Source organism: Pseudomonas alvandae (assembly GCF_019141525.1).
GTDB lineage: Bacteria > Pseudomonadota > Gammaproteobacteria > Pseudomonadales > Pseudomonadaceae > Aquipseudomonas > Aquipseudomonas alvandae.
Window position 1 is genome coordinate 4716631 of record NZ_CP077080.1, and the last position, 15439, is coordinate 4732069.

Genomic DNA, 15439 nt, shown 5'->3' on the forward strand with positions numbered 1-15439 from the left:
GAGGTCCCTTGCACAGGTAACTGCGATCAGCATTGACGCCAATCATCCTTGCAAGACTAGGAGGCGCAGCAGCTCCCCGCAAGAGGCTGTCCATTTATTTGACGCACTGAACCTCGGTACCTGGAGTCCGAAGAGGGTAAGCGTCGTCTTTTAGACGCCCCCTTATATTTTTCACACCGTATACATATATACCACGACGATTTTTTCTGAGGTGTTTTGATACGAACCTCCCCGCATGGCGAATGACAACGCCGTCTGAGAGCCGTATCTACTACCGAGAAAAAATGGACATGTCATTACTACAAACCCCCAACCCTCTAATTGACCCGTCACTGAGTCCAGTCCCGTCGCCTGATGAAAAACATCAAGGCCTACTGGGGGACTATGACTCTTTGCTCTCACTGCTCCGGAACACGCAACCCGAAGTACTTGCAAACACCTTGGTGAAACCCAAGCGTTGCTCTCCGATGTACTTGGAGGATGAAGCCGGACAGCGTTCGCTTCAGGCACTGGCGCAACATGAAGATTATCGGACACAGTGCACAAGGGTGGGCGCGCCATACTATCCCTTGACCGTCACCTTGATAGATGGAAAAGCCGTCTATGAAACACTTGCGAGAGACAGCCAGGTCACCGTCGCAATTCCACTGGGCAAAAATCCGGTGTGGGACTTATGGCTTCCCAATATTGAAAAAGCCGCTCGAAAACTGGGGGGCCAAATTCGCCAAAGCAGCGAGGTTACATTCGCAAGAATGGCCTGGTATTACGGCATACCCCTCTGGGATCCGCTTGATGAAAAACAACGCGAAGACGTGATTCAGGCACTCGAAGAAAAGCGTGCCCGTCACGTGTTGGGACTGGGAGACGCAGTCCGTCTCGACGAACTGGGTCACGGCTCCGCCGTTGAGAACAGATCCGTCGACGATGTGATTATGGAGACGATGCGTGAACGCCTTCCCCACCTTCGTACATCATTACTGGCCCACCTGAGTCCGATAGACATAGCCAGCCTGACGATTCAGGACCTACGAGCAAAGCCATCGTTTTATCTCGAAAAAATCCTGCTTTCAGAAGAGTCCGAGGTGTTGACGGAAGCTCTGTTGCGAGCCTTGAACTGGTACGGCGGTGGTCACGGCGAAGACAGTGCTCCAAACGTACGAATCAAATTGCTGGTCAAAGCCATCGATCTTTGGTTATTAGCGGGCAAAAACGAACCAGATGATGCTATCGCCGGTTATCAATGGCAGGTGCACTCCAATTGGGGCAAGAGCTACGAAGCGATATCGCTGGCGTTCGAGTCACACCTGGTTGCTTCGAAACACGCTTCATCGGTGAATGAATCCATCCTGCTGGCCTGTTTGTATCGCTCATCGTTTCCCCTGGACTTCCAGATCCCTGACATTCCCTCGGAACTGCCCTACAGGAGCTCGACCATCTGGGTCAACTTTGTTCATGGCGTACATCTCGCAAATGCGATTGATCCGATGCTGCTGCAACGACTAAGCGTCCAACAACTGATTAACCTACCCACCGAATATATGGCTGAGGGCAACGCCGAAGATCTTAATCTGGTCTCACTCACAAGACTCCAACCTGCTACGGATTGGGCGGTCACCAATGGCTTCCTTCCCGAACGCACCGATGGAGGCCACTCGCCGCAGGCTATCGAAGAAGCAATGCAAAAACTCGACGAGACTATCGCCCAGTTAAATAGCGCTATCGTCGATCTCGACAAACAGCCGCCCGACAGACTGAAGATGGCAACCCTTGAGCTGACAAAGCTATTTGGGCATACCCGTTTCTTAGACTGGACACTGCTGAGGGAGGCCTCCGCTTTCCCCACCGGGACTCCTACATTTAGAAGCGGCCCGCGAGTCCACTCCTCTTATTCGCTCGTTGATGTGTATGCATCTGGAGAGTTGAGCAAAGCAAAATGGTACATCAACCCGCCCTCTTCGGCATGGTTAACGCTATCTGAAGAGGGAATATTAAACACCAATCTTTTTGGTCGCAAATTTAAAGGAAAAAAACCACAAAATATAGAGCAGACATTCGACAACCAGTTCAAGGATTATATCAAGCTGATTAGCAGCGCCTACCAGCAGTTAATAATTAACTTACTCGCATCGCTTCCTCTGCTTGATCGACGGGCATTGGAATACGGCACCATCAGGCTATACAGCCTTAGACAACCCACTGGGGATATAGGTGGCGTGTTTCAATTACAAGACGAAACACTAGCCTCCCGAGCCCGCTGTGGTTTTATTTTGGAAGCGACTTACCGCGACAACGTAACATACTACGAACTTGTACCGCGAGCGGGTGTGATTCGCCCCCGATTGGATATCATGCCGTACCATTTCAATCCAGGTATTGCACCCCGAACTGAGATAAACCCTGCCCAGCAAATCCAAATCGGCATCCCATTAACGATCGAAGATAAAAATAAACAGCTCCCTTTTGATTGGAATGCTCACGTCAACGGAACCGTTCCCGAAAGAAATATGCAATGCCAAGCCATCATGGACCACATCGGCGGCACATTGGGCAGATTAATGAACAATGATCTTCCCAACATCATCCCGACCACCTTGGAGTCAACCTCCATTCAGTCGATCGCTAATCACATTGCCGACCGCTTGCTTTTTATTGATGAAACAGCGTTGCGCCGCGCCTGTTACGGCCAAACCAAATTTGATACCCAGCAGGCGAATTTTGATAAGGTAGTAAGCGTAATAAAATCATTCGTTCCGTTTTGGGAAAGCATAGAAAATCTGAGATCAGGTGATAGAAGAAAAGTAAATGAAGGTTTGTTTGGTTTATTCGTAGACCTCGCAGCCTTCGCACTTCCCCTTGGAAAGTTTGCGTCCGGCTCCATGAAGATAATCAGTGCGGGCGGCAAACTTACCTTCACGAAAAAACTGCCTTTACTTGCAAAAAAAATAGGCGTTCTCATCAACTCCACCTTGAATCCACTTGATGGTATTCCCTCGCTGCTCAAGGCTGGTGGCGTGAGCCTGTTCAGGCTCAGTAAAAAAGGGTTTATCCGTCTCAAGCGATTAACTGGCAGAGCCGGTCGATACGACTTTCCCCAAGGCGTACCTCAAGCGACCGATCCGGGCCGATGGCGCCCGTTGTCAACGAAAGATCAAATAGCCACAGTCTATGGAATTGAAGATGTCCCGGTGCGCAATATCGCACCCCAAGGCAAACCCGACTTTCGGTTGGTCGACCCTTTTTCCACCAAGCCTTATGGACCTGCGCTGACAGCTGAACGTTCCGAATTGTCGTTGGGGCCCTCCCGATACGACCTGCTGGGCAAAACCGAAACCGATAGTTTCTTCAACATCCCTGACAAAACCCACATAAGAGAGGTATTGGAGGTCAACGGCAGCCGCACCTTTTATTTGGATGATGTTCCCTATCGACTGGAAGACGGCGCCCTGCGCAGAGTTGATACCTTGGATGCCACTAAAAACTTTAGGAAATTGCCATGCCGCTAGATCAAACGTGCAACATTCACTCATTGACCGGTGAAGTCGCCAAGCGCCCTGCCCTGGGAACGGACATTGGAGGCAAAAGCTGGGCGCCTTGGTTTGCCGATGTTCTCGTCGAACCCGTGAGCATTAGAGGCCACGAAGTGTTCTACAAACAAGGGAAGATATATGAAGTCAAAAATGGCAAATATGCGCCCTATAAAGGCAAGCCGGAATGGATCGGCCTGAGTAAAAAAACAGTCAAACCTAAATCAATAGTAGACGTAACGATAGAGTTTCAGACGGGCATATATGCGGGTATCAAGATCACCGGCATCGCCGAGGACATCAACGACATCCGTCGAGTCGGGGCGATCATGGTTCCCGATCTCAACCCGGACTTCAACTATATTTTCGCCAAACTAGATGACAAATACTACGTCCTTAGAAATCTCGCCAAGAATAAATCCGAAACATTGAAGCTACGACAACTGGAATCCAGTGAACTGGCCGAAGGGTATGGAGAGGAACTGAAGCGAATCTATGAGGGGTCGCTTAATGCAAACAATACCGTGCGACTCCACGGAGAAGAACTAGTTAACCAAGCGTTGGAAAGACTTGAAAAAGTTTCGATACCTATCGGCACCACCGCTAACCCTCCGAGGAATATGGATTGGGCCCAAGTCGACACATCTCCTGCCGAAGCCTTGATGTTCGATCAAAGAACCAGGTTGCTAGTCTGTGAAATGCCTGCTGGAACGGCTTTATGGAGCCCCGTCCACCTTTCCCCTCAGAACATACAGAACAAAACAACTTCCATCTTCGGCGACATTTTTAAAAAAAGAGAGCTTTCTATAGAACACGCTATGGGAGAATTAAAAAAAACCCTTCCGGGATCTCAAAAAAACATCGCTTTTGCCGAGGTCACTCTTACATCAGGAAGAGTTGAAATCTATGTCAGTGTTTCCGGCATCAACGACTATACCCGGCATCTCCCCGTATTCCGTGAAGGAAATCAATTGCAAATTGGCGACGTCACCTACTACAACGTGGACGCGCTTAAAGGCGGCACAGATCCCACCTCTCTTCTTCTAACGAAAGAAGGCGAATCGCTGCTAGCGATACCGCACCCCACGGCCGGCAGCTCGCAGACAATGAATCCCATTACGTCCGGCGACAGCGAGAGCAAGCTGATCAGTTATATCAGCGAAAAATATCCGGATAATGGAGATATCCGGTCGATCACTATTGCCACAACCTTGCCGCCATGCGATTCCTGCGCGATTGTGATGAAGGAGTTCGGTCATTTGCGTGGTGCAGATGCCCTGAACGTTACTTGGGGGAAACGTAAGCGTCCGACAAATAGCTAAACTGAATCCTTGGTTGCTATTCCTTAATGCCGCTGCAAATGCCCATAAAGCCTGGCGTACAAACCACCATCGGCGATCAGTTGCTGGTGGTCACCATCCTCGGCAATTTGCCCGGCATCGAACACCAGCACCCGGTCCGCCTGTTTCACCGCGGATAACCTGTGGGCAATGATCAGCGTCGTACGCCCACTCAAGAACCGCGCCAATGCCTGGTGAAGGTTGTATTCGGTGGCCGCGTCCAGGGCGGACGTGGCTTCGTCGAGGATCACCACCCGTGGATCGGCCAATATCATGCGAGCGATCGCCAGGCGTTGGCGCTGCCCGCCCGAAAGCCTGACGCCGGAACGTCCGACAACGCTCTCCAAACCTGCGGGAAGCGCTCGCACCGTGGCGTCGAGCTGGGCAATTTCCAATGCCCGCCAACAGGCCTCGTCGCTGCAGTCGCGGCCCATGGCGAGGTTGGCCCGCACCGTGTCGTTGAACAACGCGGGGTGCTGGAGCACCACCGCGACGTTTTCGCGGATGGTTTCGAGGCCAATTTCCTGCTGCGTCGCGCCACCAAACCGGATGCTGCCGGCCTGGGGTGTGTAGAGGCCCAACAGCAATTGCACCAATGTGCTTTTACCGCCACCGCTGGCACCCACGATAGCGACCTTCTCACCCGGCGAAATGGACAGGTTCAATCGGTTGAGAACCCTCTCCTCACCGTAGCCGAACGAGAGCCCTTGAATATCGATGCCTACGGTGTCGCGCCCCGTGAACGGGTCGACGCCGCCGCTGTACTGCGGCTCATCCGCCCGGGCCAGCAGTTCGTTGATACGGTTCAAGGCTCCGCCCGCCGCGTAAAAGGCGTATTGCAGGTTCAGCAATTGCTCGACCGGGCCGATCATGAACCATAAGTAGCTGAACACCGCCAGCATCTGCCCAATGGACAGGTCGGAAAACAGCACGGTGAGCATGGCCGCGGCGCGAAATATATCGATGCCGAACTGGAACAGTAGACCGCTGGCACGGTTCGAGGCGTCGGTTTTCCACTGCGAGTTCACCGCGTAATCGCGCACTTCCCTGGCGTGCATCCCCAGCCGCCCGAGGAAAAAACCCTGGCGATTGCCGGCGCGCACTTCCTGTATCGCATCCAGTGTCTCGGTCAAGGCCTGGGTGAAGCGCGAGGTGCTGTCGTTTTCCAGTTTTTTCAGGTGCTTCACCCGTTTGCCCAACTGCACCGTGGCGTAGATCACCAGCGGGTTGAACAACAGGATCAGCAGTGCCAGCTTCCAGTGCATCCACATCAGGATGCTGGCAGTGCCCACCAGTGTCAGCATGGCGACCAGGAAGCGGCTAAGGGTTTCGCCAACAAACTTGTCGAGGGTGTCGAGGTCGGTGACCAGGTGCGTGGTCACGGTACCGCTGCCCAGGCTTTCGTATTCCTTCAATGAAATTCGCTTCAGGCGTTCGATCAGCCGGACACGGATGCGATAGACGATGTCCTTGGCCAGGCTGGCGAACAGGCGCGCCTGCAACACGTTGAACACCAAGGCGCAGCAGCGCAGCGTCAGGGTGACCAACAGCATCAGTCCTATATAACCGGCCGCGCTCTGCCAAGCCGTTGGCAAGGCGAGGTTCATGATCTTCAACGCCGCATCGCCGTGGCCCAACAGCACCTCATCCACCAACAGCGGCAGCAGCAACGGGATGGGCACGCTGCACAAGGTGGCCAGCACGGCCACGCCGTTGGCGATCCACAAGGCTTTTTTATGTTTGAGGGCCAGGCGACGGATTTCTGCCCAGCTCAACCGATCAATAGGCGCCGGGGCCGACGCGTTGACGTTGGGCAGGTCATCAGGCACAGGTCGCCCGCTCCAGCCAGCGGCCGAGCAATGGCGCCAACTGCTCCAGGGGCTGGTAGCCATTGGTCAGCAGGGCCAATTGCCCGTCACGTTCGGCCAGCAGCGTGGGGAAGCCAGCGATGCCAAGGTCTTGTACCCAGGTGAAATCCGCAGCGGTGGCAGCGTGTTGGTCGGCACGGTCGAATGCAGCCGCGAACTCGATCCGCGGCAGCCCGGCCTGTTCGGCCAACTCGACCAGGATGCTGGCGCGGGTCACGTCGCGACCTTCGACGTAAAACGCCTGCTGGATCAGCTTCACCAGTTTCCAGGCCAGGTCCGGCGCCAGGCTGCGAGCCGTCACCAACGCCCGGCAAGCAGGCTCGGTGTCGTAGACAAAACCATCGGGTAATGCCCCTTCAAAGTTGAACGGCTGGCCGGTGGCCTGGGTGACCGCCTGCCAATGTTCAAGAATGTAGCGCCGGGTCGTCGGCTCCAGGGCCGAGCCGCTGCCGGTGCGCAAGCCGCCCACCACCAGGTGCAACTCCACGCCTGCGGCCTGCGCCTGCTCGACCAATGCCTGCGCCACCGGAGCGAAGCCCCAGCACCAGGAACACATCGGGTCCATCACATACAGCAGGCGCGATGCCATGGCTTAAGCCTCGGAGGATGATTGCTTGTAGTTGTAGCCGATCGGGTGAGGCATGTTGCGAGCCTTGGCCAGCTCGATCTGCTTTTGCCGGTCGATGGCGCTGCGACGGGTCTTCTCGCTCAGCTTGTCCCAGCAATGCGGGCAGCTGATGCCCGGCACGTAGTGCTCCGAAGCGCGATCTTCAACGCTTACCGGCGTGCGGCACGCATGACATTGATCGTAGTCGCCTTCGCTGAGGTCGTGGCGCACAGTCACGCGGTTATCGAATACAAAGCAGTCGCCGCGCCATTTGGTTTCTTCCTGGGGCACCTCTTCGAGGTATTTCAGGATGCCGCCCTTGAGGTGATAGACCTCTTCGAAACCTTCACCGAGCATGTAGCTCGAGGCCTTTTCACAGCGAATGCCGCCGGTGCAGAACATCGCGACCTTCTTGTGCCGGCTCGGGTCGAAGTTGGCTTTGATGTACTCGGGGAATTCACGAAAGCTGGCGGTCTTGGGATCGACGGCGCCTTCGAAAGTGCCGATGGACACTTCGTAGTCATTGCGGGTATCGATCAACAACACTTCCGGATCGCTGATCAGCGCGTTCCAGTCCTGCGGCTCGACATAGGTGCCAACCCGCTTGTTCGGGTCCACCCCTTCCACGCCGAGGGTGACGATCTCTTTCTTGAGCTTGACCTTGGTGCGGTAGAACGGCTGCTCGTCGCAGTACGACTCTTTGTGGTCGATGTCGTCCATGCGCGGATCGTTCTTGAGCCAGGCCATCAACCCGTCGATCCCCTCGCGGGTGCCGGAAACGGTGCCGTTGATGCCTTCTTCGGCGATCAGCAGCGTGCCTTTGATGCCGTTGTCGAGCATCGCCTTGAGCAGGGGCTCGCGTAGCTCGACGTAATCTTCCAGGGTGACGAACTTATACAGTGCCGCCACGACAATGGGTGGTGTCATGGGTATTTCTCCAGGTGGCTACCCTCGCAAAGGGTGAACCGGATGCGAAAAAAAACGCGCCGGGTGAGCGGCGCGTTGCGGATTCTAGCAAAAACATATGGGTTGCAGGACTGCAATTGCAAGGCCGGTACATTGCCCTGTGGCGAGGGGATTTATCCCCGCTCGGCTGCGAAGCAGGCGCCAGGCTTCCCTCCGGATGGGCCCGCTTCGCAGGCCAACGGGGATAAATCCCCTCGCCACAACAAGCAACCTCACCACTGGCAATCAGTGCTTGCTACCACCCGCACAGGTCGGCGAAGCCGGGGCCGCGGCGGTCTGTGCCCACTCTTCAGGCGTGTAGGTGTGCAGCGCCAGCGCGTGGAATTCGCCCATCAGCTCGCCCAGCGTGCCGTAGACCTTCTGGTGACGCTTGACCCGATTGAGGCCTTCGAACTGCCGGCTGACCACCACCGCCTTGAAATGGGTTTGCAGCCCACGGCTGTGCATATGGCTCTCGTCCAGCACTTGCAGGTGCTCGGGCTGCAAGAGCCCGAGGGTCGATTCAATGCGTTGTTGCATGCTCATGCGGGGCTCCGCTCAGGGCTTTTTCTTGGCCGGCGCGGCGGCTTTTGGTTCGAGCTCGGCGGTCATGTCCGCCAGCAGCTTGTTGACCACCGGTACGGCGCTTTCAAGCTTGGCCTGGGTCAGTTGCGCCGACTGCTGGGTCAGCTGTGGCATTTTTTCCAGGACTTTCTTGCCCAGGGGAGACTGATAGAAGGACACCAGGTCCTTGAGCTCCGACTCGCTGAAGTTGCTGGTGTAGAGCTTGACCATGTCCGGCTTGAGCTTGTTCCAGCCGATGGCCTGGTCCAGCGCGGCGTTGGCCTTGGCCTGGTAAGTCTCGAGGGTGGCTTTTTTCGATTCCGGAGCCTTGGTCTGCTCGAAGCGCTGGGCAAACATCTGCTGCACTTGCATGTACACCGGGGTACCCAGCTTGTCGGCGTGCGCCAGGGTCAGGAACGCTTCGGCACTGGCGTTGTGGCTGGCGGTATCGGCGAGGACAGGGCCGCTGGCACACACCAGAGCAACTGCGGTACAGATGGCACGAAGACGGGTCATCGAGTTTCCTTATCTAACAGGCGAGGTAAAACCCCAAGGGCGACCATTCTGCGCCTAAAAAACGCCGGGGCTCAACCCCGACCCTTGGCGGGTCCGATTGACGGACCGAACCGCACGCTCCTAGATTGAGGGAACCGCTAACGCCCACCAGGGCCTAAACTGCGCATTCAGCCTTACAGGAGTTTGACCCGATGAGCCGTATCGAAACCGACAGCCTTGGCCAGGTTGAAGTCCCGGATGAGGCCTATTGGGGCGCCCAGACACAGCGCTCCATGATCAACTTTGCCATCGGCAACGAACGCATGCCGCTGTCGGTGCTGCACGCCCTGGCACTGGTCAAGAAGGCCGCCGCGCGGGTCAATGACCGCAACGGTGACCTGCCCGCCGACATCGCCCGCCTGATCGAACAGGCCGCCGATGAAGTGCTGGCCGGCCAGCATGACGACCAGTTTCCCCTGGTGGTCTGGCAGACCGGCAGCGGGACCCAGAGCAACATGAACGTCAACGAGGTGATTGCCGGGCGCGCCAATGAGCTGGCGGGCAATCCTCGCGGCGGCAAGAGCCCGGTGCATCCCAACGATCACGTCAACCGGTCCCAGAGCTCCAACGACTGTTTCCCCACCGCCATGCACATCGCCGCCGCCCAGGCTGTGTACCAGCAGTTGCTGCCGGCCATCAGCGAATTGTCCGGCGGCCTCGCGGAACTGGCGGCGCGCCACATGAAACTGGTCAAGACCGGCCGCACCCACATGATGGACGCCACGCCGATCACCTTCGGCCAGGAACTGTCCGCCTTCATAGCGCAACTCGACTACGCCGAACGGGCGATTCGCGCAGCCTTGCCAGCCGTCTGCGAGCTGGCCCAGGGCGGCACGGCGGTGGGCACCGGGCTCAATTCGCCCCATGGTTTTGGCGAAGCGATTGCCGCTGAATTGGCGGCGCTGTCCGGCTTGCCCTTCGTCACCGCGCCGAACAAATTCGCTGCCCTGGCCGGGCATGAGCCGCTGACCACGTTGTCTGGCGCGTTGAAAACCCTGGCCGTGACGCTGATGAAAATCGCCAACGACCTGCGCCTGTTGGGTTCCGGGCCCCGCGCCGGTTTTGCCGAAGTGAAACTGCCGGCCAACGAACCGGGCAGTTCCATCATGCCCGGCAAGGTCAACCCGACCCAGTGCGAGGCCTTGTCGATGCTGGCCTGCCAGGTACTGGGCAACGACGTGGCCATCGGTTTTGCCGCCAGCCAGGGCCACTTGCAATTGAACGTGTTCAAGCCGGTGATCATCCACAACCTGCTGCAATCGATCCGCCTGCTGGCCGATGGCTGCAGCAACTTCCAGCAGCACTGCATCGCCGGCCTCGAACCGGACGCCGAGCAGATGGCGGCGCATCTGGAACGTGGGTTGATGCTGGTGACGGCGCTGAATCCGCACATCGGCTACGACAAATCGGCGGAAATCGCCAAGAAGGCCTACAGCGAAGGGCTGACCCTACGGGAGGCTGCGTTGCAGTTGGGGTACCTCACCGATGAGGAGTTCGAGGCCTGGGTCCGGCCGGAAAACATGCTGGAGGCTGGCGGGCAGGGCTGAGTTTCATCCAAGGCAGGCAAGCCGCCTTCGCGAGCAAGCCCGCTCCCACAGGATCTTTTGGTGGATGCGATATTGCGATCATCACTGATCCACTGTGGGAGCGGGCTTGCTCGCGAAGAACGGTGATGCGGTCTAGCGGCTGACAGCCAAACGCTCCCGCCGGGCCCTGAGCCCGGCGATGAGCGATGGGCCCAATGCAACCAGCGCCGATCCCAGCACCACCAGCACCGCCCCGCCATACCCCAGCAGGTTGATCTGTTCGGCATGAACATAATCGGGCCACCACCAGGCCGCCATCGCCACGGCGGCGAAGGTCACCAGCGGCGTGATCGCCAGGGTCGCGCTGACCCGCGAAGCTTCCCAATGGGCCAGCGCCTCGGCAAACGCGCCATAGGCAATCAAGGTATTGAGGCAGCAAGCGAGCAACAACCAGCCTTGCAGGGGACTCAGTTGCAACGCCTCCAGCGGATGGACCCAAGGCGTCAGCAATAGCGCACAGAACAGGTAGATCACCATCATCACCTGCAACGAATTCCATACCGTCAACAGTTGCTTCTGGCCGAGGGCGTAGAACGTCCAGACGGTCGAGGCCAGCAGCACCAGCAAGACGCCCGCGGTGTAGTCGCTCAGGGAGGTCAGCAACTCGGTAAGGCGCTGGTTGAAGAACAGCGCGAAACCGATCAGCAGCACCAGCAAGCCGATGCCCTGCCCCACGCTGAAACGCTCCTTGAACACAAACAGGCTGGCAACGAGCAACATGATCGGCCCCATCTGCACCACCAGTTGCGCGGTGCCGGGACTCAAGCGATTCAAGCCCATCAGGTACAGCACGTAGTTACCCACCAGCCCCAACACCGCCATCCCCACCAGCCAACCACCCTGGGGCCCGAGCACCTTGCGGCTGGGCAAGCGCCGGGTGGCCGCCAGATAGACGAAGAGCAGGCTGCCGGACACTATCAGTCGAAACCAGGTCACCGTCACCGGGTCCATCACCTGCAGCACTTGCTTGAGCTTGATCGGCAGGATTCCCCACAACAGGGCAGTCAACAAGGCAAGGAACAGCCCGTAGACCCAGCGACCGGACGAAATGTGCATGCAACCCTCGAAGCCAAGACATGAACGCCCATTCTAGGCCCGGATCGATCGGTGCACACAGGCACAGTTGGGCATTCGCCGCTGATGGAATTGTACGGGTCGTAGCCGTCGATCGGCTGGACAGGCGCAAATCGACGACACCACATATGCTCAATTGAGACGACCACGCTGCCCCCCTATGGAGACCCGAAATGCCAGGAACGCGCGCCCAAGATACAGACGCCCCGAAGACAATATTCCGCAGTGACCGGATCTGTCGGGTAAACGGCGAGTTTTATTTCAATACGCGCGAAGGCACCCAGGAAGGTCCGTTCGAGACTCGCGAGGCTGCGGAGCAGGAGGTCGCGGCGTATATCCAACGCATGATGCTGCTGGCCAAACCGCCGGCAGAAAGGTTCGAGGCCCCCGTGGCGAGGGAGCTTGCTCCCGCTGGGCCGCACGGCGGCCCCCTTACGGTTCATCCCCAGTAAAAGCGGCGACTGCTTCGCAGCCGAGCGGGAGCAAGCTCCCTCGCCACGAAAGTCCAGGGGCGGCGCTTATCGAACCGCCTCGAACAACCCCGTCGCGCCCATCCCACCGCCGACGCACATGGTCACCACGCCATAGCGCAGGTTGCGCCGTTGCAGTTCCCGCACCAGATGCCCCACTTGCCGAGAGCCGGTCATGCCGAACGGGTGACCGATGGAGATCGAGCCGCCGTTGACGTTGTATTTCTCATTGTCGATTTCCAGTCGATTGCGGCTGTAGAGGCACTGGGAGGCAAACGCCTCGTTGAGCTCCCACAGATCGATGTCGCCAATCTGCAGGCCCTTGGCCTTGAGCAGCCTCGGCACCGAGAACACCGGGCCGATGCCCATCTCGTCCGGCTCGCAACCGGCCACGGTAAAGCCGCGGAAAAACGCCTTGGGCTTGAGCCTCAGGGCCAGCGCTTTTTCCAGGCTCATCACCAGCGTCATCGAGGCGCCGTCGGACAGTTGGGAAGAGTTGCCCGCCGTCACCGAGCCGTCTTCGGCGAACACTGGCTTCAAGCCGGCCAGGCTTTCGTAGGTGGTATCGGGACGGTTGCAGTCATCACGGTCGACCACGCCATCCAGGATCTGCACGGCACCGGTGTGCTTGTCCTCGACCCGATACTTGACCTTCATCGGCACGATTTCATCGTTGAACAGCCCTTCGGCCTGGGCCCGGGCCGTGCGCTGCTGGCTCTGCAAAGCGTAGCGGTCCTGTTCCTCGCGGCTGACCTGATAACGGCGCGCGACAATCTCGGCGGTCTGGCCCATGGGGAAATAGATTCCCGGCACCTGCTCCTTGAGGAGGGGGTTGATCAGGTTGTCGGTGTTGACACTCTTCATGGTCAGGCTGATGGATTCGACGCCGCCGGCGACGATGATCTCGCTGCAACCCGAGGCGATCTGGTTGGCGGCGATCGCGATGGCTTGCAAGCCCGAAGAACAGAAACGGTTGAGGGTCATCCCGGCCGTGCCGATGCCCAGTTGCGAGAGCACCGCCACGTTACGCCCGATGTTGAAGCCTTGGGCACCCTCGTTGGAACCGGCGCCGACGATGCAGTCCTCGACGCTGGCCGGGTCGATGTCGTTGCGCGCCAGCAACGCGTTGACGCAATGCGCCGCCATGTCGTCCGGACGGGTCATGTTGAACTTGCCGCGAAAGGACTTGGCCAATCCGGTCCGTACGCTGTCGACGATCACCACTTCACGCATGGCGGCACCTCATTGTTGTTATCGGTTAAGAGTGGAATCGAGGATAGATCCACCCCATAACCGAACGCGACAATCATTCACCCCGCGTATGCGTGCCCATCGGGCTAGTTCTTTTTCCGCGCTTGCCTGGCCGAACGCTCGAACGCGGCCTCCAGCGCCTCGTTCAGCGTTCGCAATACCTTGACCCGAGCCCAACGCTTGTCGTTGGCTTCCACCAAGGTCCAAGGCGAAATTTCGGTGCTGGTGCGATCGACCATGTCGCAAACCGCCGAGCGATAGGCGTCCCACTTGTCCCGATTGCGCCAGTCGTCCTCGGTGATCTTGAAGCGCTTGAAGGGGATTTCCTCGCGCTCCTGGAAGCGCTCCAATTGGGTTTGCTTGTCGATCGCCAACCAGAACTTCACGACCACCACGCCGGCGTCGGCCAGCTGTTCCTCGAAATCGTTGATTTCACCGTAGGCCCGCAGCCAATCGGCACGGCTGCAAAAGCCCTCGACCCGCTCCACCAACACCCGCCCGTACCAGGAGCGGTCGAACATGGTGAATTTGCCCCGCGCCGGAATGTGCCGCCAGAACCGCCACATGTAGGGGTGGGCACGTTCTTCCTCGGTGGGCGCAGCAATCGGCACGATGCTGTACTGACGCGGATCGAGCGCCGCCGCGACCCGGCGAATCGCCCCGCCCTTGCCCGCCGCATCGTTGCCTTCGAACACCGCCACCAAGGCATGCCGGCGCATGCGCTTGTCCCGCAGCAGGCCAGCGAACCGGGCCTGCTCGGTGATCAGCTGTTCCTCGTAATCGGCCTTGTCCAGGCGCAGCGTCATATCCAGGCTGTCGATCAACGTCACTTGATCATCCAACGCTGGCAACGGTGCCACGTTGACTTTTTCTGCCTTGACCTTCGGCCGATCCAAGGCTTGGCGCAGGCCTTCGAGCAAGATCCGCCCGACCGCGAGGCTGCGGTAACAGGCATCGACGCCTTCAATCACGTGCCAGGGCGCGTAGTCGCGACTGGTGCGGCGCAGAACGCGCTCGCCGTACTTGACGAACTTGTCGTAGGTCTGCGACTGCTGCCAATCCAGCGGACTGATGCGCCAACTGTGCAGCGGATCGTCCTTGAGGCTCTTGAGACGGGCCTTCATCTGTTTCTTGGACAGGTGGAACCAGAACTTGAAAATCAGCGCGCCTTCATCGCAGAGCATTTTTTCCAGGCGCTCGGCACCGTTGATCGCCTGGTCGAGCCGGGGGTCTTTGAACTCGCCGTGCACCCGCCCCTGCAACATCTGGCTGTACCAGTTACCGAAGAAAATCCCCATGCGCCCCTTGGCCGGCAACATCCGCCAATAACGCCAGGCCGGTGGCCGCGCCAGCTCTTCATCGGTCTGCTGATCGAACGTACGCACTTCGATCAGTCGCGGATCCATCCATTCGTTGAGCAACTTCACCGTCTCGCCCTTGCCCGCGCCTTCGATGCCGTTGATCAGAACGATGACCGGAAAACGACCCTGCTGGTGCAGCTCGAATTGCGCTTCGAGCAACGCTTCTCGCAGTGCCGGGACTTCGGCCTCATAGGTTTCTTTATCAACGACGTGACCGATTTCGGCGGATTCGAACATGGGCAGCTCCTTCCAGGAATTGGGCAAGACTAGCGGATTGGATGCGCGCCTGCGCAG

General features: G+C 58.1%; 11 protein-coding genes and 1 pseudogene. 4 read left to right on the forward strand and 8 right to left on the reverse strand.

Going from position 1 to position 15439, the window contains the following annotated elements:
- Positions 1–290: 290 nt before the first annotated feature.
- Together KSS97_RS20805 and KSS97_RS20810 are read left to right on the forward strand one after the other, a co-directional pair.
- Positions 291–3503 (forward strand): hypothetical protein, encoded by a 3213-nt coding sequence (locus KSS97_RS20805; protein ID WP_217860043.1) that lies wholly within the window; start codon positions 291–293, stop codon positions 3501–3503.
- Positions 3494–4846: a deaminase domain-containing protein gene (locus tag KSS97_RS20810; protein WP_217860044.1), complete on the forward strand. Its 1353-nt coding sequence runs from the start codon at positions 3494–3496 to the stop codon at positions 4844–4846. The genes KSS97_RS20805 and KSS97_RS20810 overlap by 10 nt, the downstream gene beginning before the upstream one ends.
- Before the next feature lie 23 nt (positions 4847–4869).
- Here KSS97_RS20810 and KSS97_RS20815 read toward each other — a convergent pair whose 3' ends face one another.
- The 5 genes from KSS97_RS20815 to KSS97_RS20835 form a co-directional block, all read right to left on the reverse strand.
- Entirely contained in the window at positions 4870–6756 is a 1887-nt protein-coding gene (locus tag KSS97_RS20815; protein WP_264081980.1) for an ABC transporter ATP-binding protein, read from the reverse strand.
- Complete coding sequence (locus tag KSS97_RS20820) at positions 6686–7288, reverse strand: DsbA family protein (RefSeq protein ID WP_187293339.1); 603 nt, start codon at positions 7286–7288, stop codon at positions 6686–6688. The genes KSS97_RS20815 and KSS97_RS20820 overlap by 71 nt, the downstream gene beginning before the upstream one ends.
- Positions 7289–7324: 36 nt before the next feature.
- Positions 7325–8266, reverse strand: coding sequence for an oxygen-dependent tRNA uridine(34) hydroxylase TrhO (trhO, locus tag KSS97_RS20825; protein WP_030141031.1), 942 nt, complete (start codon positions 8264–8266; stop codon positions 7325–7327).
- Positions 8267–8530: 264 nt separating this feature from the next.
- Positions 8531–8830, reverse strand: a complete 300-nt coding sequence (locus KSS97_RS20830; protein ID WP_030141032.1) for a BolA family protein — start codon at positions 8828–8830, stop codon at positions 8531–8533.
- Between the two features lie 12 nt (positions 8831–8842).
- Positions 8843–9364 (reverse strand): DUF2059 domain-containing protein, encoded by a 522-nt coding sequence (locus KSS97_RS20835; RefSeq protein ID WP_030141033.1) that lies wholly within the window; start codon positions 9362–9364, stop codon positions 8843–8845.
- Positions 9365–9555: 191 nt separating this feature from the next.
- On the opposite strand from KSS97_RS20835, the gene KSS97_RS20840 reads away from it, so the two are divergent.
- A complete protein-coding gene (locus KSS97_RS20840; protein WP_030141034.1) occupies positions 9556–10950 on the forward strand; it encodes a class II fumarate hydratase in 1395 nt (464 codons plus the stop codon).
- Positions 10951–11082: 132 nt separating this feature from the next.
- Here the strand turns inward: KSS97_RS20840 and KSS97_RS20845 are convergent, their stop codons facing one another.
- Positions 11083–12045, reverse strand: coding sequence for a DMT family transporter (locus tag KSS97_RS20845; protein WP_217860045.1), 963 nt, complete (start codon positions 12043–12045; stop codon positions 11083–11085).
- A gap of 191 nt (positions 12046–12236) precedes the next feature.
- Here KSS97_RS20845 and KSS97_RS28430 point away from each other — a divergent pair.
- Positions 12237–12425: pseudogene (locus KSS97_RS28430) on the forward strand (DUF6316 family protein); the annotation flags it as partial.
- Between the two features lie 156 nt (positions 12426–12581).
- Here the strand turns inward: KSS97_RS28430 and KSS97_RS20850 are convergent.
- Both KSS97_RS20850 and pap read right to left on the reverse strand, forming a co-directional pair.
- Positions 12582–13766: a thiolase family protein gene (locus KSS97_RS20850; RefSeq protein ID WP_198797547.1), complete on the reverse strand. Its 1185-nt coding sequence runs from the start codon at positions 13764–13766 to the stop codon at positions 12582–12584.
- Positions 13767–13870: 104 nt separating this feature from the next.
- Positions 13871–15382, reverse strand: a complete 1512-nt coding sequence (gene pap / locus KSS97_RS20855; RefSeq protein WP_198797546.1) for a polyphosphate:AMP phosphotransferase — start codon at positions 15380–15382, stop codon at positions 13871–13873.
- Between the last annotated feature and the right edge of the window lie 57 nt (positions 15383–15439).

What these genes read in the sequence shown, in the direction of transcription:
- KSS97_RS20810 (WP_217860044.1), top strand. Translation starts at nt 3,494, where the DNA reads ATGCCGCTAGATCAAACGTGCAACATTCACTCATTGACCGGTGAAGTC.
- KSS97_RS20850 (WP_198797547.1), bottom strand. Translation starts at nt 13,766, where the DNA reads ATGCGTGAAGTGGTGATCGTCGACAGCGTACGGACCGGATTGGCCAAG.
- pap (WP_198797546.1), bottom strand. Translation starts at nt 15,382, where the DNA reads ATGTTCGAATCCGCCGAAATCGGTCACGTCGTTGATAAAGAAACCTAT.
- KSS97_RS20820 (WP_187293339.1), bottom strand. Translation starts at nt 7,288, where the DNA reads ATGTGTTCCTGGTGCTGGGGCTTCGCTCCGGTGGCGCAGGCATTGGTC.
- KSS97_RS20835 (WP_030141033.1), bottom strand. Translation starts at nt 9,364, where the DNA reads ATGACCCGTCTTCGTGCCATCTGTACCGCAGTTGCTCTGGTGTGTGCC.
- KSS97_RS20830 (WP_030141032.1), bottom strand. Translation starts at nt 8,830, where the DNA reads ATGAGCATGCAACAACGCATTGAATCGACCCTCGGGCTCTTGCAGCCC.
- trhO (WP_030141031.1), bottom strand. Translation starts at nt 8,266, where the DNA reads ATGACACCACCCATTGTCGTGGCGGCACTGTATAAGTTCGTCACCCTG.
- KSS97_RS20840 (WP_030141034.1), top strand. Translation starts at nt 9,556, where the DNA reads ATGAGCCGTATCGAAACCGACAGCCTTGGCCAGGTTGAAGTCCCGGAT.
- KSS97_RS20845 (WP_217860045.1), bottom strand. Translation starts at nt 12,045, where the DNA reads ATGCACATTTCGTCCGGTCGCTGGGTCTACGGGCTGTTCCTTGCCTTG.
- KSS97_RS20815 (WP_264081980.1), bottom strand. Translation starts at nt 6,756, where the DNA reads ATGGCTACCAGCCCCTGGAGCAGTTGGCGCCATTGCTCGGCCGCTGGC.
- KSS97_RS20805 (WP_217860043.1), top strand. Translation starts at nt 291, where the DNA reads ATGTCATTACTACAAACCCCCAACCCTCTAATTGACCCGTCACTGAGT.